Here is a 16455-nt window from a genome sequence, read left to right as displayed (position 1 = left end):
CGTACTATCTAAAAATAGAGATATGACATCAGAAAAGAGATGGGATACATTTACCTGGTTTGCCGTTGTGACCCCACTGGTGGGCTTTTTCATCATGACCTTAATCCTGTCTGCGTACATCAACCAGTTCGGTCCGTGGAGGTCTGTGGTCCCCGTGATATTGGGTTTTGGGGTCTTCTTCCTACTTGTGGGGATCTTTCTGAGAACCAAGTTTGGGAGAATGGCTCTCTAACCTAGTCTCTCCTCTGCCTTTTCCAGGAAACTGTCCACGTAGCTCTTTTCCCCGAAAACCACTAGGTCATCAACCTCCTTCTGATAGTACCTCTCAACTACCCTGAGCACATGTTCAGTGGTTCCAGGGAAGACATCGACCACTTCACCTCCCTGTAATTTGTCGTCTTCGTAAATTGCGACTGCCATATTCTTGTACACGTTTACCCTGAAAGTTGAGATCACTTTCCCGTCCTCTACCTTCTTGTATACGTAAACTAAGAGGAGAGGTTCAGTCATGGAGTGCCTGGTATACTCGGCGTACTTTATCATGGCTTATTTAATGGAACTGTCATTTAAAAAACATGAACTCTATTCAAGACCTCATCGAGTTTGCCAGGATAGACACGACCTCGGCCAAGGGGAAAGGAGAGGAGGGCGCGAAGTTCATAAGAGATTACATGCAGGAGCACGGAATCGAGGCAAGGATAATCAGGCACAGATCTAAGAATCCCTATGTCTATGGGGAGATCAACGTTGGGGCCACTAAGACATTGCTAATCTATAACCATTACGATGTACAGCCGGCTGAGCCACTCGATAAGTGGAACAGCGATCCCTTCGATCCCGTGATTAAGGACGGTAAGCTAGTGGGAAGAGGGGTTGGAGATGATAAGGGCTCGCTCATGGCTAGACTGCAAGCGTTGATCGAGATGGGGAAGCCTCCGATGAATATTAAGTTCATTTATGAGGGGGAAGAGGAGATAGGTAGTCCCAACATAGACTTATTTCTAGCAGAGCACAGGGAATTACTAGCCTCAGATTACGTTCTCTGGGAAGGTGCAGGAAGGGGATCCAGTGGCGCACCCACCATAGTCCTTGGAGTAAAGGGCCTACTATACGTTGAAATCTCGGTAAGAACACAAAAGGACCTTCACTCCATGTATGCCCCTGTGGCCAAGAACCCGGCCTGGGAGTTAGTTTACTTGCTGTCTTCCCTAAAGAGTGGTGGTAGGGTTAACCTTCCTGGTTTCTATGACAAGGTCAAATGGCTCACGGAAGAGGAAAGGAGATATCTTAAGGGAAATAAGAGGTCCATGGAGGACGCACTGGGACAGGAACTCCCAGACGATTTTCAGAGGAGACTAGTGGAGGAACCTACGTGTAACATTGCGGGACTATACTCGGGATACACAGGTGAGGGATCTAAGACGGTGATTCCATCCTATGCCATGGCAAAACTGGACTTTAGACTTGTACCAGACCAGGACCCTGACGAAATCCTGAAGATACTTCAGGACCATCTAAAGGGAGTGGATATCAAGGTCTGGGGTAAGGTAAGGCCCTATAGGACCTCAATCAATAGTAAGATTGCTAAATCGCTGATGGATTCCGCCAAGAAGGTATATGGTGTTGATCCTGAGGTCATACCCAACAGTTACGGTACTGGGCCCATGGAGTCCTTCGCAAGGATTTTGCAGAATAATCAAATAGCCGATGGAGTTGGAGTGGAGCATCCGGGCTCAAATATTCATTCCTTTAACGAGAACATATACGTAGATGATTATATGAAGGCTAAGGAGTGGATGAAGAGTTTCGTGAGGCACTTAGCTCAGCCTTAGTTTTTAGGTCATCACTCCTTACTCGGCAAATTCATCATCATTATCAGGATGGTGCTCGGGGTAAAATGTTCACTGTATTCACTGTGGATGGGAGAATCTGGGAGGAGAGGGTTGAGTCCAGGCCAAATAGGTTCATGGTAAGGATGGAGTCTGGCAACACATGTCACCTTCACGATCCAGGTAGACTCAAGGAGCTGATGTACCCTGGCAACAGAGTACTAGTAAGGGAGACTAGGGGAGCAAAGACGTCGTGCTCGGTCCTCGCTGGCTGGGATAGTGAGTGGGTGATAATTGATAGCAGATTTCATCCAGTCATTGCCAGAAGATTTCTTCCGCCAGACGCGAAGGGCGAAGTTAGGGCTGGTGAGAGTAGGCTCGACTTCCACTTCGATGGCATCTGGGTTGAGGTGAAGGGATGTTCCCTAGTTCGGAATGGGATCGCCCTATTTCCTGACGCACCCACTAAAAGAGGGGAGAAACATCTCAGAGAGCTGATTAGGTTGAGGCAGGAGGGTCATGGCTCAATGCTCATGGTCCTAGTCATGAGGCCTGCAACATGTTTCCTTCCCAACGAGGAAACCGATCCTAGATTTTCTGAGGCCTTCTGGGAGGCTATGGATAGTGGAGTTAACCTTGTGGTCAAGTCGTTCAAGCTTGAGGGTAGGGACATAGTTTACGTTTCAGACCTGGGATTATGCCAGACGCGAAAGTAAGGTTTTAATCTCAACCCTGAATAGGTCGCCCTTATGTTTCCTGCAGTCTGACGACCCGAACCCCTTCACTGGGTCAGTGAGGATATTGGCAATATCTTCCTCTGTTAGCGGGAGAACCAGTGCCCCAAGGGGTTTACATAAGTCCTTAAGGTAGTCTACGTGCCATCTCCTCTTTGCTAGGCTATCGCTAAGATGTCTTCCAACTCTTTTCCCGCAGTTGACCCCGCAAGATCCAACGTAGGCGTAAGTCCCCCTCGTAATACTGAATACCCTCCCCGAAGTCCTTACTTCCCCATTTTCACAATCGAAGAGAATTGCGTATCCCTTCCTGTTCCATTTCATTTATTTCATCTATTCTATTGGAAAGATTTTTAGTTTAGTATACTCTTATTAGGAAACCAGTGATAAAATGGTCGTGGAATCGAATTGTGAGATTCCGGAAAACCTTCTATATTACATCGATGGGAAAAACACCGTGTGGGCTAAGCAGGAATCTGCTGATACCATTCTTGTCGGGATAACTGACATAGCCCAAACCATGGCCGGTAAGGTAGTAAAGGTCAGAATAAAGAAAAAGGGTACTAAGGTCGAGAAGGGAAAGCCAGTCGCTACCATGGAGAGCGGTAAGTGGGCAGGTCCAGTTCCAGCTCCTGTTTCAGGTGAAATTGTTGATGTCAACGGGGAAGTGGAGAAGAGCCCAGTCCTAGTGAACAGAGACCCCTACGGAAACGGTTGGCTTGTTAGGATGAAGGTGGCTAACCCAGAGGAGTTGAAACAGCTCTACACTGGGACACAAGCAGTTCAAAAACTAAAGGAGCTCGTTGCAGCGGAGAAAATATCCTGCAAGAGGCTGTGAAATGTCGTGGAGGTTTGTTTCCCTCCCTCCACAGGACGGCTATCACATGGTAACTTCCTTCGTGTCAGTTGCTGAGTACGTTACAAGGGGAGGAAAAAACACATTTCTAGTTTTTTCTGTTAAGGAACCATTCGTTAACGTTGGAGTTCATCAGGAGGTTTGGCTGGAGGTAGATCTAGATTACACCTTGAAGAACAAGATACCAGTAGTGAGAAGAGACTTGGGCGGAGGTACTGTGGTCATAACTCAGGGGGAGCACGACTATTTTATCGTGTTGAGGCAAGAGGAGGCTCCCTCGGATCCTAAGGCTCTTTACGAGAAATTTCTTACACCCGTAGTTAACGTGCTCAGGGACTACGGTTTAAACGCTTCTCTAAGGGACCAGGACATAGTGGTCAATGGGAGAAAGATTAGCGGGAATGGAGCCATGACTCACGGTAAGGCTGTGGTTATTGCTGGAAATATTCTCATGAGGGCTGACACACAACTGATGAGCAAGTGCATCAAGGTCCCCTCCGAGAAGTTCAGGGATAAAATGGCGAAGGATATGTCGGAATGGATAACCTCTCTGGAACGAGAGCTCGGATATGTTCCACCTAGGGAGGAACTAGACAAGAAACTGAAGCAAAGTTTCGAGGCTCATCTGGGAATTAAGTTTGAAGATTCCATGTTAACCCCAGAGGAGATTGAAAGATGGGAACAGTTGGCGAGTGAAAAGAGGAACGAGGAGTGGATTTACTATAAGGACAGGAGGCATCCCGATTTAAGGACCGATAGGTGCGTTAAGATCTCCTCCGCCGTAGCCATATGTCACCTGGATTATAAGGCCAGAAAACTGGTCAGGATAACCGCGAAGTTCGTGGAGAAGAGATTACAGGAGGTCTCCATTTCAGGTGATTTCTTCGTAATGTCGCCCAGGGACTTTATAGAGAAGCTTGAGGACAGGCTTAGCGGGACCTCGCCTGATGAGATATCGCAAGTGATTGATAAAGCGTTCTCTGAGTTGAAGCCGGTAATCTTTGGATTTAACGCGGACGACCTAAAGAAGGCGTTCGAAGAGATACTGAATAAGCCAGAGGTTCAAGAGGTCACATAAGGAAAAACTAGATTGAAATCACAGCTAATATTTCCCTTTCCTCAACGCTACCCAAGAGAGTTCTGGAATCGACCACAGGCAAGAAACCAACGTTTTCCTGTACCATTATCTTTCTAGCGATCTCTAGGGAGGAGTCAGGAGTAGTCCTGAAAACGGGCCTCTTCATTATTCCTGAGACCGGGGAGTTCACTTTACCCTCAAGGATGGCCCTACCCACATCGCGGATTGACACAATCCCGGAAGGCAGATTATCCTCCACCACTATGGCGTGTCTTTCCCAATTGTCCTTCATGGCCTTGATGATCTCTAATACTGTGGTCTCGGGGGCAGAGATGAGAGGGTCTACCTTCATTACGTCACCAACATTAACCCCTTCACTCACAATGAGGACCCGAAGGAGGTCCCTCTCTGTGACTATTCCAACTACCTCTTCATCTCTAGCTACTAGCAGTGAGCCCACCCCCTTCTTTGTCATTATTTTGCTGGCCTGTTTCGCGTCAGCCTCAGGGGAGATCATGAGGAGGTCCCTGTTCATTACTTCCTCCACTTGCTTGTTACCGTTATCCCATCCATACACTAAATCTCTCATAGTCACTATCCCTTGCGCATCTCCGACAATGAGTCTCCTTATATTCCTCTCGAGCATCAGCGTCAGGGCTTCCTTCACGGAGCTCCTAGGGTCTACTCTAACCAGGTTCCTCGTCATTACGTCGCTTATCTTCATGGAATCACGGCTTTGTTACCTTGACTGAGGAACACCTGGAAAGACATTCTGAGATATCCGTGAACTTCCATTCTCCCTTTGGCTTGAAGCACTCCTCTACACATGGGTCTGAAACCTGAGCTTGCATATTTTCCACCGATATCATTTTCAGACAAAAGGAAAAAACCTTTACGGGAGAAAGTCTACTCTCTCTCGAGTGAAATTTTGATTGAGAAAGTAGGAAACCTTGAACTGGAAGTCGAGGCGATTGTGGAGATAGATGGCAATGAGTATAAGGTAGTTAACGTCCCATCAGCTGACGAATACAGGGGATTTCCTCCCTCTTGGGAGTTCGTCAAGTCAAATATGCTTACGTGGAGACCATATTTTAAGGGGAAGATGGTCGATTTCAATGGCCAGCAAATCCCAGCAGTGGGCCAGTATTTGCTCAATATGGATGAGGAAATGTACAAGTTTCTCATGGATATTTACGTCATGTTCAAGGTCAATAAGCCGTCAATTGAGACGAACATCAGCGTTGTAATAAGTAAGCAGATAGATGATATAGAGAGGCAACTGGGAAGACCCTTATCGGAGCAGGAAAGGACTAGACTTTACGTGAGGTTTGCAACGGAAGCTGCAATATTCAGGGATCTTGGCCTGATCAATTAGGTGGTTAAATGATAACTTTCACAGCTGAGGCCAAGCTAGAAGGAGAGACTGCGGTGGTTAGCGTTAAGGACTTGGAACTGAAGATCGGTCTCATTGGATCGGAGAACCCAACTCCAGAGGAGTTAATGCTCGGGGCAGCGTTATCCTGCATGATACTCACGATTTATTATATTTCAAGGGAAATGGGGGTCAAGCTTCAGGGAGTGGAGGGTTACATTGAGGGAAACCTGGATCCCAAGGGCTTTCAGGGTGACCCGAATGTACCTCCAGGTCTCCTTCAAGTTAAGTATGACCTCACAGTCTTCTCAGATGATGAAAGGATAGGCAAGGTCATGGAACTGTCTATGAGGAGGTGTCCCTTGAAGGACACTCTCATGAGAAGCGTTGACGTCGACGTTACCTGGAAAATCAGAAAGACTTAAAGCCTCATTTATTTAACTTTTTTCGATAAATAATGGCAGAAGAGCTCATGAAACCTGGGGAGAAGCAACTGGAGGAGATCAGGGGGTACCTTTTTGATCTGCTGGATAATCTGAACGACATTTCCGTGAAACATGAGAAGCTACTTGCATCTAAGGGTATAATGCCCAAGCTCGCTGTCCTTCTGGGAATGATAACCATGCAAAGGTATCAGATAGAGCTAGTAATGAAGTACTATTGGAAACAGTTGGAAGAGACAATAAACAGCATGTCCCAGTTACAGGAGATACAGGGGGAGCTAGGGGACGTCCTACAGGACGTTCAAAAGATCAAGGAGTTGGCCTCTTTGGCAGGACTTCAGATCTAAATTGATTTTTTGTTTTTTTCTCTGAATTAGTACGATCGTTTTAAAAGCGTGGGGAAATAAGGGTAAAAGAGGTAACTTGATGCAGATAACGTTCTTCCATGACGTGTTGTGCCCCTTCTGCTACGTCACCAACAAGAGGTTAAAGAAAGTCCTCTCTGAGTACAAGGACGTGCATGTGAAGCATAAGGCGTTCATGATAATATCCTCCCTTGACGATCTTCTGGCTGCGGCACCAACTCCTGAGGATGCGAGGGAACTGTTCAAGAACGAGTTCTCGATTCTAACTAGGTACTTCCCCGATTATGATCCTAAGAAGGTAATCGAGAAAGGCAAGATAGGCCACATCTGGTCAATGCCACCACTTATGGCCTGCAAGGCGGCTGAATTCCAACGGGGAGATGAGGGTCACTGGGAATATTTCACTTTAGCTCAAGAAAAGTTCTTTATGGAAGGGGAGAATGTCAACGACGACGAGGTCCTGCTCTCCATAGCTGAGCAGATAGGCCTTGACATGGACAGGTTCAAGAAGGATTTCAAGTCAAAGGAGGCTAAGCTCGCCGTGATACAGGATGAGGAAGAAGCTAAGGCCATGGGGATTAAGGGAGTCCCTGCCCTTCTGATCAACGAGAAGTGGCTCATTAGGGGCGTTCAAACAGAGGAATATCTCAAGCAGGTAATAGATGATGTATTACACTACGGAGAACCCAAAAAGATAGAACTGAAGGCCTACTGGGAGCAGTGAGCCCTCAACACGCGTGGCAACTAGTTAGCTTATAGGCCGTTCAACAAAGCTTATTTCCATGCTGGACTAATAATTACCTATGAAGAGAGTTAAGGACATAATGAGCTCTCCAGTGTTTCAGGTTGAGGCAAATACAACGCTTCAGGAGACCTGTAAACTAATGCTGGAGAAAGGAGTAGGCTCCGTGATCGTGACAGATAACGGCGAACCAAAGGGAATATTCACAGATAGGGATGCAGTAAGGGCGATAGCCAATGGTGCCTCCGCGATGGATGAATTGAGGACCGTGGCAACAATGCATGACCTTGTTACGGTGAACGAGGAAGTTGACATTATACAGGCTGCGAAGCTGATGGCTGAAAAGAAAATCAGACATTTGCCAGTTACCAACAGTAACGGTGAGATTGTCGGCATGATTTCGGTTACTGACCTTTCGGCAGAATTAAAGGAAATGCAAGCGCAATAGGGCAGGCCACTGTCTCTATCGTTGTTAACTTAACGTTTTTCAACTCTCCATCTAATTAGTTTAGATGAAAATATTTATTGGTTGAAACATATCCCTTAAGTGTGAAGCTAGCTATCCTCATGGACGATAAGGATGACATTGCTCCCCTATGGAGGTCCATATCCATAGTAACCGTGGACGGTACGGTTGAAAGAGTCAGTGCTAGTCTAGGAAGATCCTCTGCTCTCCCGTATGCAGATCTGGTTGTGGGTCGCGATATGCTCAGGGGGGAGATCAGTCTCCTATCCTCAGTTTATCCCATTGTTGTGAATGGAGACAGAATAGTGAGATTCGATCAAATAGCTGGGAAATTCCCAGAATTGTTACCTGGGGGAAAAACTCTGGGAGTCGGGTGGTGTGATGAGAGTCACGTTGCTTGCTTGTCAGGGTCTATGTCTGGAAACGTAGTGAACGGCCTTTATCCCTTTCCCTTTCGTGAAGGCGTTTTTGACAATGTGATCGTATATGAAATATTAGACTATGATGTAATAAGGGAGTCCCATAGGGTTGTGAAAAGGGGAGGAAAGCTCTTCCTTGTATTCAGGGATAAGGTCTTTGGGGGCGTGAAACCTTCGGAGGCACTTAAATTTCTCGTGAAGTTTAACGTGATATCTCTTGCTCTTAGGGATGGCTTCTGGATCGTGGAGAGCAAGAAGATCAGATAGTTCACGAGTCCCGACTCACTCTAGAAAAGTTAATTACGATAAATATCTAGTTTTTTGTTATGTCCAAGCTGGTTTCCCTAGAGAAGGCCATGTCCCTTGTTAGGATAGGCGATACGATTACCATGAGCGGAATTTCTATTCACAGAAATCCCATGGCGTTCGTTAACATCCTTGTGGAATACGAGTATGAGGAACTTGAGTTCGTCGATAGGGAGCCTGGGGTAGCGCTAGAGGTATTGTTGAAACATAACGTAGTTAACAGGGTCAGGGTTGCCATGTCTACCCTCGAATGGTTCGGTATGTTGCCAACTTTCAGGAAGAAGGTGGAAAAGGGTGAGATTGAGCTCCTTGAGGATACTTGTGGGGCCTTCATAGCCGGGATCAGGGCAGGTGCTAGTGGGCTTCCCTTCATGCCCGTTAAGGGAGTGATTGGTAGTGATCTAGTCAAGATCCATGAAGAAGCTGGTACTTGGAGGGTTTCAAAGGATCCCTTCACTGGAGAGGAGATTCTTCTGGTAAAGGCCATTGTGCCAGACGTTGCGATAATACATGTTAACAGGGCAGACGAGAATGGGAACGCGGAGATACTAGGTCCACTATACGAGGACGAATACAAGGCCAAGGCAGCTAAGAAGGTTATTATCACAGCGGAAGAGATAGTCGATGAAAGCTACTTTTATGGGAGGAGACCTACGATAAATTCCATTTATGTTGACGCAGTGGTGCATACTCCAAGGGGAGCGGAGCCAACTAGCATGTATCCCCTCTACGACGCCGATTACGAGGCGATAATGAAACTGATAGGTGAGGCTTGAGGAATTAGAATTCCAAGGCAGACCTTAGGTTTTGTGGGTCTAGCATGTCAAGGTATTCCATTTCATCGTGATACAATGTTACTATTCTGAGGGATTCTATTTCCACCGGAAAGCCAGTATTCTGTATAATCTGTTGCTCTGATGACCACGGCGGTACAGCTATTACTACCCATTTTCCTTTCTCCCTATCAAATTTCATTACCGCGAGATTGGTTACAAGAAACACCTTGTTTTTGGAGTACTTGGCCGTTCCTGTTACGAAATCAACCCTGCTAACTAGGGTATTTTTGGAGTGCTTCAAGTTCCAAAGAATCAGTTTATTGGCCAGGGGCATAAGATAGGCTGTAGCTGCCCCTCCTGGAAGCTTCACGGAAGGCCTCCTATAATCTCCTATGGCAGTCAAGTTCACGTTAGTCTCCTGATCTATCTGGGCCGGACCAAGGAACATAACGTCAAGTTCACCCTTCTGCGCTAGATCAAAGGAATCTGCCGTAATCATCACAGGGGCTCCATCCAAGAAGAAGGGATCACCTGTGGATGGAGATACCTGAATCGTCTTAGGATTGTCAGCCTCTGCTACCCCAATTATTCTTATTTCCTTGTTCATCATGTCCCTCGCAAGAAATGCCGCTAACAACGCAGGAATAGAGTTCAGACCTACGTAAACAGTTTCATCATAGCCAATGAGTTCAGCCATGGCCTTTATGACATAATCTACCTTCATGGGGGAAATTTCTTTAACCGTGGTTATAAGATGTTTGTATGTTCTCAGTTTACAAATATCGCGACTATTTCGTTGCAGGGGTAAACCACGTAGTCCCAGACTACTTCCAGGACGTGGTTTTCATCAAACAACAGGGAAGTAGGTGGGACGTGATAAGTGCTGAGAGGTTCAGGCCTCAGGATCCGGATCTAACGGCAATCAGAGATGCGGTAAAGTACGCCACACATAGGGACGACCTCAAGAAGGCAGTGGTTGAGCTTAGATCCAAGGGAATAACGCTCGAGGAGGTAAGGAACTTTCCCTTCCCCAGATCACTTATCGAGGGGAAGAAGAAGATCCAGGCTGAGTTCGACTAATGATCTTTTTGACTCTCTCCCTAAGCTTGTCTCCAGCCCTGAGCCACTGGGCGTTTCCCTCCAAGTCCCCGTTTAGGGTGGTGTCACGCAGAAGTCGAGCGAACTTGTCCGCGTTCGACTGCTCAGCCAGTATGCTTTCCTCTAGACTTTGGCCTTCCCTCACCCTAAGTACTATGGAGACTATCCTGTTTAACCTATCTGGAACCCCAACCCTGGATCCGCGGAGTACGATCTTCACCCTAGGTTGGTGATATCCTGCAATCTCCGTCAACTCTCGCGTAGCATATTTCCATCCAGAGTCGTCCACAATTCCTCCCAAGATGAATGTATCTGCACTCCTCAGGATATCCTCGGTCGCCTCCCTCTCAGCATAGGGATCTAGCACTACCGCGTTAAAGGGTTCAACGTTTCTTCTCACCTTGTTAAAGAAGGAAACCTCCATGAGCATTTCCTCCAATTCCTGCGTGGTGTGATTTAGGGAGAGGTTGTAATCCCAAAGATACTTTCTGAGAGTGGAGATTATCATAAGGACCTGGCTCACCAACTTTCTCTTTTCGTCTTGAGAGTGCCTATCCCAAAGCGAGAAGTCTATCACAAACAGCGGGGAGCTTGGAAACTGGAAGGTGAACTTATCTCCCTGTGGATGGGGCGTGTCTGTGGCAATTTCAGTCCCCTTTCCCCCCAGGAAAGAGATACCGTATTCCTCAACTATCTTTCTTCCGTAAAAAATTCCGCGCCTTATTCCCCAGTTGTAAAGGACCAGTTTTAGAGCGGTATGCTGAAGAAATGGCCTTCTCAAACCCCTAACGTATAGAGTATCTATCCCAGATTCCTGCAGTTGCTTACCTAAGGCTCGTCCAAGAATCAAGTATATCTATGAGATTTAAGGAGTTTTCCTTAAAATTCTGGTGATCACGCTTCGGGATAATTTTCAGGCCGTAAACAACTTTGAAGCCACCGAGATAAAGAAAATCTAATGAAGATTCAAATAGAACTTTTCACCAAATTTTTTTATACTGCCTGCCACCTCCGTTGGAAGTATATAGAAAATATTATTAATGCTGAGTAAGTAATGGATATGGATAAAAATGGCAGTAGAAGATATAGTTAAAGTTAGTAGAAACTATCAAGTTACTATACCAGCTAGAATCAGGCAGAAGTTCCAGATAAAGGAGGGAGACCTGGTTAGAGTAGTGTTCGATGAAAATGAAAACTCTGTGAAAATTTTGCCAATGAAGCAGTAAAGTCAAACCTATTTAAGTTATACTCCGTTTTTACTTTTTCTCTTTTCTCCTTGTGGGTTAATATATGGAAGAAAAACAGCCTAGAGTCATGCAGACAGAGCCGGTCTAGTTAATGCATAGTTGCGGTTCCTGATAGAACTAGTCCTGCACAAGTCTCTTGAAGACGTAGTTGAGTATATTCCCATGCTTTACATATTCCAGCTCCGTCCTTGTATCAATTCTAGCTATTCCCTTTATTGTTCTCTCTGACTCTCCTCTAATCTTTATGGTCACTGTGGTTCTCGGTTTCATTTCATCCAGTTCCACATCAACAACCTCGTTCCCCTTAAGGTTGAGGGACTTCCAATCCGCCTCAATCGGTATGACACCCATGGCCACTAGATTACTTCTGTGTATCCTTTCGAAACTTTCCGCGATCACTGCCTTCACTCCAAGGAGTGCAGTCACCTTAGCCGCCCAATCCCTAGAACTACCTGTCCCGTACTGCTTCCCGGCAAATATTACCAGAGGTACTCCCTCGCTCTTGTACCTCATCGCAACCCTGTAAACCGTGTCCACAGTACCGTCTGGGTAATGCACTGTAAACCCTCCCTCCTTGTTTACAAGAAGGTTCTTGACCTTAGGATTCGCGAATCCACCCCTCAACATAACCTCGTGGTTTCCTCTCCTGGCACCATATGTGTTAAGTTCCTTTGTTCCCCTCTCCTCAAGGTATTTCGCTGCGTCTGAATCCTTGGCAATGGGACCAGCTGGGGATATATGATCCGTGGTCACCTTATCTCCCAGAACCATTAGTATCCTTGCGTTCCTTATCTCCTTGAATTCAGAGCTCTCCTTGAACCAGGGAGGCTCAACTATATACGTTGACTTGGGATCCCAAGCAAAGGTTAAACCACCCTCAACAGGTAATAATTTCCAGTTCTCATCTCCCTCGAATATTCTCCCCTTTTGCTCACTGTAGAACTTTGGGTTTAAGGCCAGTGTAATGTAAGAGGAGATCTCCTTCATTGTGGGCCAGATGTCCCTTAGGAAAACCGGCCTCCCGTTGGGGTCCACGCCCACAGGCTCGGTCTCGAAGTTAATGTTTATTCTTCCTGCGAGGGCATAGGCTACCACCAGGATCGGGGAAGCCAGATAAGTTCCCTTCAGTAGGGGATTTATTCTGCCCTCGAAATTCCTGTTTCCGCTTATAACTGCATATCCCTCAATCCCCTGTTTTAGGTCCTCCTCGACGTCGCTGGGTAGGGGCCCGGCGTTACCGATGCAGGTGGTGCACCCAAATCCCACCACGTGAAAACCTAAGGCCTCCAGATATGGAGTTAGACCAGCCTCGTTCAAGTACTTCACCACAATGGGGGATCCAGGCGCCATACTGGTCTTGACGTAGTTCATGGACCTAAGGCCCATGGCAACGGCCTTCCTCGCGAGTATCCCTGCACCCAACATCACTGTGGGATTTGACGTGTTGGTACAACTCGTGATTGAGGCCAACACTACGCTACCGTCAGCAATCTTTTTCCCTCTCTTGTTACCGGTTTTAATCTCGGCCATCTTCTTGAGGGGTACCCTTTCGTCGGGGTTTCTGGGTCCTGCTAGGGATGGCTCCACATCAGAGAGGTTAATGTTAACCATCTCACTATAGTTAGGCTCAATCCCGTAGAAGATGCCTTGTGCCTTAGCATATTCTCCCACGATTTCAGCGTCCCTGTCCGTGGCCCTCAGGTAGTTTAAGGTCGCCTCGTCTATGGGGAAGTAACCAACGGTGGCGCCGTACTCAGGAGCCATGTTTCCGATGGTGGCCCTGTCGGGCACAGATAAGTGGGATAGGGCAGGACCGAAGAACTCTACAAACTTCCCAACTACCCCCTTACGCCTGAGCGTTTCTGTTATGTATAGGACTACGTCTGTGGGAGTTACCCCTTCCCTCACTTCTCCGGTGAGCCTAACACCAACTACCTCAGGTACTGTCATGTAGTATGGTTCCCCGAGCATGACAGCCTCTGCCTCAAGCCCTCCAACCCCCCAGGCTAGAACCCCAATACCGTCTGCCATGGTTGTATGGGAGTCCGTCCCAATCACTATCTCTGGGAACGCAGTGAGAACACCGTTATGTTCCCTAAGGTCTACAACCTTACTTAGGAACTCCAGGTTTACCTGGTGGATTATTCCATTTCCTGGAGGGACTATCCTAAGGTTGCTGAAAGCTCCCTGGGCCCACTTCAGGAATTTATATCTCTCCTTGTTTCTCTCAAATTCTGTCTTCATGTTAAGGGACAGGGAGTACTCCGTCCCGAAGTAGTCTACCTGCACGGAATGGTCTATAACTAAATCCGAGGGTAACCTTGGATTAACGCGAGATGGATCCTTGCCTCTTCTCTGTAGCTCTGACCTCATTGCCGCGAGATCCACCAGAAGAGGAACTCCTGTATAGTCCTGCATTATGACCCTAGTGGGAGAAAACGCGAAGTCCTTACCAGTTTTCCATCCAGCTATAACTTCAAGGTCCTCCTCTGTGATTTTCTCGCCGTCAAGGTTTCTGAGTACGTTCTCTATCAGGATCTTAATAGAGTAAGGATATTTTTCAACGTTAAACCCCATCTCCTTGAGCTGAGATAGAGGGTAGTAGTAAGCGTTTCCTATCTTAGATTTCTCGATTTTCATGCAAGTTAATAGCGTTGCGACAATAAGAGATTTTTCTATGGGAAAGGATTAGTAATAAAACTTAAAAGTTAGCTCCACGCCCGAGCCTTTATCTTCTCTAGAACCCTCGGTATGTTTATCTTCATGGGACAAACCTCCTTGCATCCCCCAGAGTGTGTGCAGAGTAGCGAGGGTTTAGGATCGCCGAACACGACATATGACCACATGGAGCCCATGGGACCCGAGTAGGGAGGAACGCCCCATTTTCCATCCATCGCCCTATACACGGGGCAGTGTAGATGGCATCTACCACACCTAATACAAAGTAAGGCCTCCCTCAGGTCAGGATCTTTGGACGCCTTCACTCTCCCGTTATCCACCAGGACAAGGTGGAACTCCTTGGGCCCATGTGCTGGGCTAACCCTCTTCATCTCAATATCACCTGTGGAACTGGGTCCAGAGGTCAGGTTAACATAGGTGGGCGGATATAATCCCGCATATGCAGCTTGGACCATGGCCTCCATCATAGCGTGTGGAAGGGTAGGTACGATTTTCTCGAAACCGGCCACTGCAATATGAAGAGGAGGAGACACTGTGGTAAACCTTATGTTTCCCTCGTTTTCCACGAGGATGATTGACCCAGTATCGGCAGCTATCGCGTTTGCTCCCGTTATTCCCACCTCAGCGTTGACGAACTTGTCCCTCAGGAACTCCCTCACCCTTGCCACGATCTGTTCGTGAGTTGAATTGGGAGGAAGACCACCGAGCGCCTCTCTAACCAGTTCCTCAGCCCTCTCCTTTGACATATGAACCGCAGGGGCTATGATGTGAGAGGGTGGCTCGTTGGCGAGCTGTATCAGGAACTCGCCTAGGTCAGTTTCCCACACCTCCTTTCCTAGGCTCTTGAGATGTTCCCTTAATCCAACTTCGAAGGCCACCATGGACTTGCCCATGACAACCCTCTTCCTATCCCCAATTATCTTGGAGATGACCTCTCTCGCCTCCGTAGAATCCCCAACGACGTGTGGAACCCCACCAATTCTCTTTATAGACTCGACCGTCTGTTCCACGTACATCTCGAGATTGTTCAGGACCTCAAGCTTGGCCTTCCTCAGCTCCTTTGCAAGATCTAGTATGTAGGGATACTTCTCTAAGACATTGTAAACTCTGGGAACGTTGTTCCTTATCGTCCTTTCAATGGCGATTTCCCAGGTCATAGTATCACCTCAGCAAGGTCCTTTACCTCTCCCTTAAAGTGAGGTGAGAGTGTAACGTAACAGATTGGACACATAACCAGGAGCTTGTTAGACAGTCTGTTCAGGTCCTGAGCTCTCTTCTCCGCTATGGATTCACTTAGATCCCTGTTGATTAGCGCTATGGGACCACCACAGCACGTGGAGGTCTCCCTCCCAGTTACAAGGAAGTCTTCGTTTAACTTGATCCCGGACTTAGACATGAGCTCCCTATACCTATCCCTAAGGTTCAGGAACCTAGAGTAGAGGCATGAGTCGTGGATCGTGAACTCTCCATCTATTTTCCTATCCACATCCACTAGCTGGAGATAGTTCACGACCTCTACATCAAAGGGGATGAACTCGCCATATCTGGTCAAGGCGTTGTGCGTGTGGGGATCAACAGTGATGACTCTCTTTACCCCCCTTTCCTTCAGCATCGACGCCACCTTTCTTGCGTGATCTGCGAAATCCTCGAGCAGACCTGACTCCAACAGGAGGGCGCCACTATAGGGCTCATCCTCGTACAGGTACCCAGGGTTGATTCCCCTTCTCCTGAGGGCATTCACGATATTGTTTAAGATCGTGTACGCCCTCTCCATCTCCTCCTTGGGAGGTTTAACAAGCTTTGCGAAGGATGAGAGTCCCTTGAGGGCCCCGGTGAGGGCACCCGCCATGGAAGAAAATTTACTTAACGTAGGGACTACTGGTTCAATCTGATACATACATGACGTGAAAATTATGGTCTCCCCACCGTGTGGAAGGTCTCTGGCCCAGCCTGAACAAACTCTCTTGTCCACGGGGAAGGGCATTCCATACTTATCCAGGCTTTGCTTGAGAAAGGATCTAAGGCTCTCCATAAATCATAGTAGT

General features: G+C 47.3%; 23 protein-coding genes. 14 read left to right on the top strand and 9 right to left on the bottom strand.

The genetic code is table 11. From position 1 onward, the window contains the following. Positions 1–22: 22 nt before the first annotated feature. Entirely contained in the window at positions 23–232 is a 210-nt protein-coding gene (locus MSED_RS07530) for a hypothetical protein (protein WP_048060104.1), read from the top strand. On the opposite strand, the gene MSED_RS07525 is transcribed toward MSED_RS07530, so the two are convergent. Continuing rightward, entirely contained in the window at positions 229–543 is a 315-nt protein-coding gene (locus MSED_RS07525) for a hypothetical protein (protein WP_012021429.1), read from the bottom strand. The two genes, MSED_RS07530 and MSED_RS07525, sit on opposite strands and share 4 nt — an antisense overlap. A gap of 32 nt (positions 544–575) precedes the next feature. On the opposite strand from MSED_RS07525, the gene MSED_RS07520 reads away from it, so the two are divergent. Continuing rightward, on the top strand, positions 576–1832 hold the full coding sequence (locus MSED_RS07520; RefSeq protein WP_012021428.1) for a M20/M25/M40 family metallo-hydrolase: 1257 nt from the start codon (positions 576–578) through the stop codon (positions 1830–1832). A gap of 65 nt (positions 1833–1897) precedes the next feature. Continuing rightward, entirely contained in the window at positions 1898–2545 is a 648-nt protein-coding gene (gene sfsA / locus MSED_RS07515) for a DNA/RNA nuclease SfsA (RefSeq protein WP_012021427.1), read from the top strand. Here the strand turns inward: sfsA and MSED_RS07510 are convergent. After that, complete coding sequence (locus tag MSED_RS07510; protein ID WP_012021426.1) at positions 2525–2887, bottom strand: DUF123 domain-containing protein; 363 nt, start codon at positions 2885–2887, stop codon at positions 2525–2527. The two genes, sfsA and MSED_RS07510, sit on opposite strands and share 21 nt — an antisense overlap. A 67-nt stretch (positions 2888–2954) precedes the next feature. On the opposite strand from MSED_RS07510, the gene gcvH reads away from it, so the two are divergent. Next, positions 2955–3401: a glycine cleavage system protein H gene (gcvH, locus tag MSED_RS07505; RefSeq protein ID WP_012021425.1), complete on the top strand. Its 447-nt coding sequence runs from the start codon at positions 2955–2957 to the stop codon at positions 3399–3401. Between the two features lies 1 nt (position 3402). Then, on the top strand, positions 3403–4497 hold the full coding sequence (locus MSED_RS07500) for a lipoyl protein ligase domain-containing protein (protein ID WP_012021424.1): 1095 nt from the start codon (positions 3403–3405) through the stop codon (positions 4495–4497). A 7-nt stretch (positions 4498–4504) separates the two neighbouring features. Here the strand turns inward: MSED_RS07500 and MSED_RS07495 are convergent, their stop codons facing one another. Further along, the gene (locus tag MSED_RS07495) at positions 4505–5221 is read right to left on the bottom strand and encodes a CBS domain-containing protein (protein ID WP_012021423.1); all 717 of its coding nucleotides are present in this window, start codon (positions 5219–5221) and stop codon (positions 4505–4507) included. A gap of 4 nt (positions 5222–5225) precedes the next feature. After that, positions 5226–5348 carry a hypothetical protein gene (locus MSED_RS12515; RefSeq protein WP_256464105.1) on the bottom strand — a complete coding sequence of 41 codons (123 nt, stop codon included), beginning with the start codon at positions 5346–5348 and terminating at the stop codon, positions 5226–5228. Positions 5349–5425: 77 nt separating this feature from the next. Here MSED_RS12515 and MSED_RS07490 point away from each other — a divergent pair, with 77 nt between their 5' ends. The 7 genes from MSED_RS07490 to MSED_RS07460 all read left to right on the top strand — a co-directional run bounded on the left by MSED_RS07490 (position 5426) and on the right by MSED_RS07460 (position 9386). Next, entirely contained in the window at positions 5426–5872 is a 447-nt protein-coding gene (locus MSED_RS07490; protein ID WP_048060103.1) for a hypothetical protein, read from the top strand. 8 nt (positions 5873–5880) lie between these two features. Continuing rightward, positions 5881–6294: an OsmC family protein gene (locus MSED_RS07485; protein WP_012021421.1), complete on the top strand. Its 414-nt coding sequence runs from the start codon at positions 5881–5883 to the stop codon at positions 6292–6294. A gap of 32 nt (positions 6295–6326) precedes the next feature. After that, positions 6327–6659: a hypothetical protein gene (locus MSED_RS07480; RefSeq protein WP_012021420.1), complete on the top strand. Its 333-nt coding sequence runs from the start codon at positions 6327–6329 to the stop codon at positions 6657–6659. 79 nt (positions 6660–6738) lie between these two features. Next, complete coding sequence (locus MSED_RS07475) at positions 6739–7401, top strand: DsbA family oxidoreductase (protein ID WP_012021419.1); 663 nt, start codon at positions 6739–6741, stop codon at positions 7399–7401. 79 nt (positions 7402–7480) lie between these two features. After that, on the top strand, positions 7481–7867 hold the full coding sequence (locus tag MSED_RS07470) for a CBS domain-containing protein (RefSeq protein WP_012021418.1): 387 nt from the start codon (positions 7481–7483) through the stop codon (positions 7865–7867). Between the two features lie 101 nt (positions 7868–7968). Further along, positions 7969–8571, top strand: a complete 603-nt coding sequence (locus MSED_RS07465) for a class I SAM-dependent methyltransferase (protein ID WP_048060102.1) — start codon at positions 7969–7971, stop codon at positions 8569–8571. Between the two features lie 59 nt (positions 8572–8630). Further along, positions 8631–9386 (top strand): CoA transferase subunit A, encoded by a 756-nt coding sequence (locus MSED_RS07460; protein ID WP_012021416.1) that lies wholly within the window; start codon positions 8631–8633, stop codon positions 9384–9386. Between the two features lie 4 nt (positions 9387–9390). On the opposite strand, the gene MSED_RS07455 is transcribed toward MSED_RS07460, so the two are convergent. Then, positions 9391–10119, bottom strand: coding sequence for a CoA-transferase subunit beta (locus tag MSED_RS07455; RefSeq protein ID WP_374108051.1), 729 nt, complete (start codon positions 10117–10119; stop codon positions 9391–9393). Positions 10120–10148: 29 nt separating this feature from the next. Between MSED_RS07455 and MSED_RS07450 the strand changes: the two genes are divergently transcribed. Then, complete coding sequence (locus tag MSED_RS07450; RefSeq protein WP_012021414.1) at positions 10149–10466, top strand: hypothetical protein; 318 nt, start codon at positions 10149–10151, stop codon at positions 10464–10466. Here MSED_RS07450 and trm10 read toward each other — a convergent pair. Beyond that, positions 10426–11334 carry a tRNA (adenine(9)-N1)-methyltransferase Trm10 gene (trm10, locus tag MSED_RS07445; RefSeq protein ID WP_012021413.1) on the bottom strand — a complete coding sequence of 303 codons (909 nt, stop codon included), beginning with the start codon at positions 11332–11334 and terminating at the stop codon, positions 10426–10428. The genes MSED_RS07450 and trm10 overlap by 41 nt on opposite strands. A 220-nt stretch (positions 11335–11554) precedes the next feature. Here trm10 and MSED_RS07440 point away from each other — a divergent pair, with 220 nt between their 5' ends. Next, positions 11555–11710: an AbrB/MazE/SpoVT family DNA-binding domain-containing protein gene (locus MSED_RS07440; RefSeq protein WP_012021412.1), complete on the top strand. Its 156-nt coding sequence runs from the start codon at positions 11555–11557 to the stop codon at positions 11708–11710. Positions 11711–11848: 138 nt separating this feature from the next. Here the strand turns inward: MSED_RS07440 and acnA are convergent, their stop codons facing one another. From acnA to MSED_RS07425, 3 genes are all read right to left on the bottom strand, one after another. Next, entirely contained in the window at positions 11849–14371 is a 2523-nt protein-coding gene (gene acnA, locus MSED_RS07435; protein WP_012021411.1) for an aconitate hydratase AcnA, read from the bottom strand. A gap of 68 nt (positions 14372–14439) precedes the next feature. Next, a complete protein-coding gene (locus MSED_RS07430; RefSeq protein ID WP_012021410.1) occupies positions 14440–15567 on the bottom strand; it encodes an LUD domain-containing protein in 1128 nt (375 codons plus the stop codon). Then, positions 15564–16442, bottom strand: a complete 879-nt coding sequence (locus tag MSED_RS07425) for a (Fe-S)-binding protein (protein WP_012021409.1) — start codon at positions 16440–16442, stop codon at positions 15564–15566. The genes MSED_RS07430 and MSED_RS07425 overlap by 4 nt, the downstream gene beginning before the upstream one ends. Positions 16443–16455: the final 13 nt, after the last annotated feature.

Source organism: Metallosphaera sedula DSM 5348 (genome assembly GCF_000016605.1).
In the GTDB taxonomy this organism is placed as follows: Archaea; Thermoproteota; Thermoprotei_A; order Sulfolobales; family Sulfolobaceae; genus Metallosphaera; species Metallosphaera sedula.
The sequence above is the reverse complement of the archived record's forward strand: the minus strand, read 5'-3'. Positions and strand labels throughout refer to the sequence as shown.

What these genes read in the sequence shown, in the direction of transcription:
- MSED_RS07460 (WP_012021416.1), top strand. Translation starts at nt 8,631, where the DNA reads ATGTCCAAGCTGGTTTCCCTAGAGAAGGCCATGTCCCTTGTTAGGATA.
- MSED_RS07470 (WP_012021418.1), top strand. Translation starts at nt 7,481, where the DNA reads ATGAAGAGAGTTAAGGACATAATGAGCTCTCCAGTGTTTCAGGTTGAG.
- MSED_RS07485 (WP_012021421.1), top strand. Translation starts at nt 5,881, where the DNA reads ATGATAACTTTCACAGCTGAGGCCAAGCTAGAAGGAGAGACTGCGGTG.
- MSED_RS07525 (WP_012021429.1), bottom strand. Translation starts at nt 543, where the DNA reads ATGATAAAGTACGCCGAGTATACCAGGCACTCCATGACTGAACCTCTC.
- MSED_RS07520 (WP_012021428.1), top strand. Translation starts at nt 576, where the DNA reads ATGAACTCTATTCAAGACCTCATCGAGTTTGCCAGGATAGACACGACC.
- MSED_RS12515 (WP_256464105.1), bottom strand. Translation starts at nt 5,348, where the DNA reads ATGCAAGCTCAGGTTTCAGACCCATGTGTAGAGGAGTGCTTCAAGCCA.
- MSED_RS07495 (WP_012021423.1), bottom strand. Translation starts at nt 5,221, where the DNA reads ATGAAGATAAGCGACGTAATGACGAGGAACCTGGTTAGAGTAGACCCT.
- gcvH (WP_012021425.1), top strand. Translation starts at nt 2,955, where the DNA reads ATGGTCGTGGAATCGAATTGTGAGATTCCGGAAAACCTTCTATATTAC.
- MSED_RS07480 (WP_012021420.1), top strand. Translation starts at nt 6,327, where the DNA reads ATGGCAGAAGAGCTCATGAAACCTGGGGAGAAGCAACTGGAGGAGATC.
- MSED_RS07500 (WP_012021424.1), top strand. Translation starts at nt 3,403, where the DNA reads ATGTCGTGGAGGTTTGTTTCCCTCCCTCCACAGGACGGCTATCACATG.
- MSED_RS07530 (WP_048060104.1), top strand. Translation starts at nt 23, where the DNA reads ATGACATCAGAAAAGAGATGGGATACATTTACCTGGTTTGCCGTTGTG.
- MSED_RS07430 (WP_012021410.1), bottom strand. Translation starts at nt 15,567, where the DNA reads ATGACCTGGGAAATCGCCATTGAAAGGACGATAAGGAACAACGTTCCC.
- MSED_RS07450 (WP_012021414.1), top strand. Translation starts at nt 10,149, where the DNA reads ATGTTCTCAGTTTACAAATATCGCGACTATTTCGTTGCAGGGGTAAAC.
- MSED_RS07510 (WP_012021426.1), bottom strand. Translation starts at nt 2,887, where the DNA reads ATGAAATGGAACAGGAAGGGATACGCAATTCTCTTCGATTGTGAAAAT.
- MSED_RS07425 (WP_012021409.1), bottom strand. Translation starts at nt 16,442, where the DNA reads ATGGAGAGCCTTAGATCCTTTCTCAAGCAAAGCCTGGATAAGTATGGA.
- MSED_RS07475 (WP_012021419.1), top strand. Translation starts at nt 6,739, where the DNA reads ATGCAGATAACGTTCTTCCATGACGTGTTGTGCCCCTTCTGCTACGTC.
- sfsA (WP_012021427.1), top strand. Translation starts at nt 1,898, where the DNA reads ATGTTCACTGTATTCACTGTGGATGGGAGAATCTGGGAGGAGAGGGTT.
- acnA (WP_012021411.1), bottom strand. Translation starts at nt 14,371, where the DNA reads ATGAAAATCGAGAAATCTAAGATAGGAAACGCTTACTACTACCCTCTA.
- MSED_RS07440 (WP_012021412.1), top strand. Translation starts at nt 11,555, where the DNA reads ATGGCAGTAGAAGATATAGTTAAAGTTAGTAGAAACTATCAAGTTACT.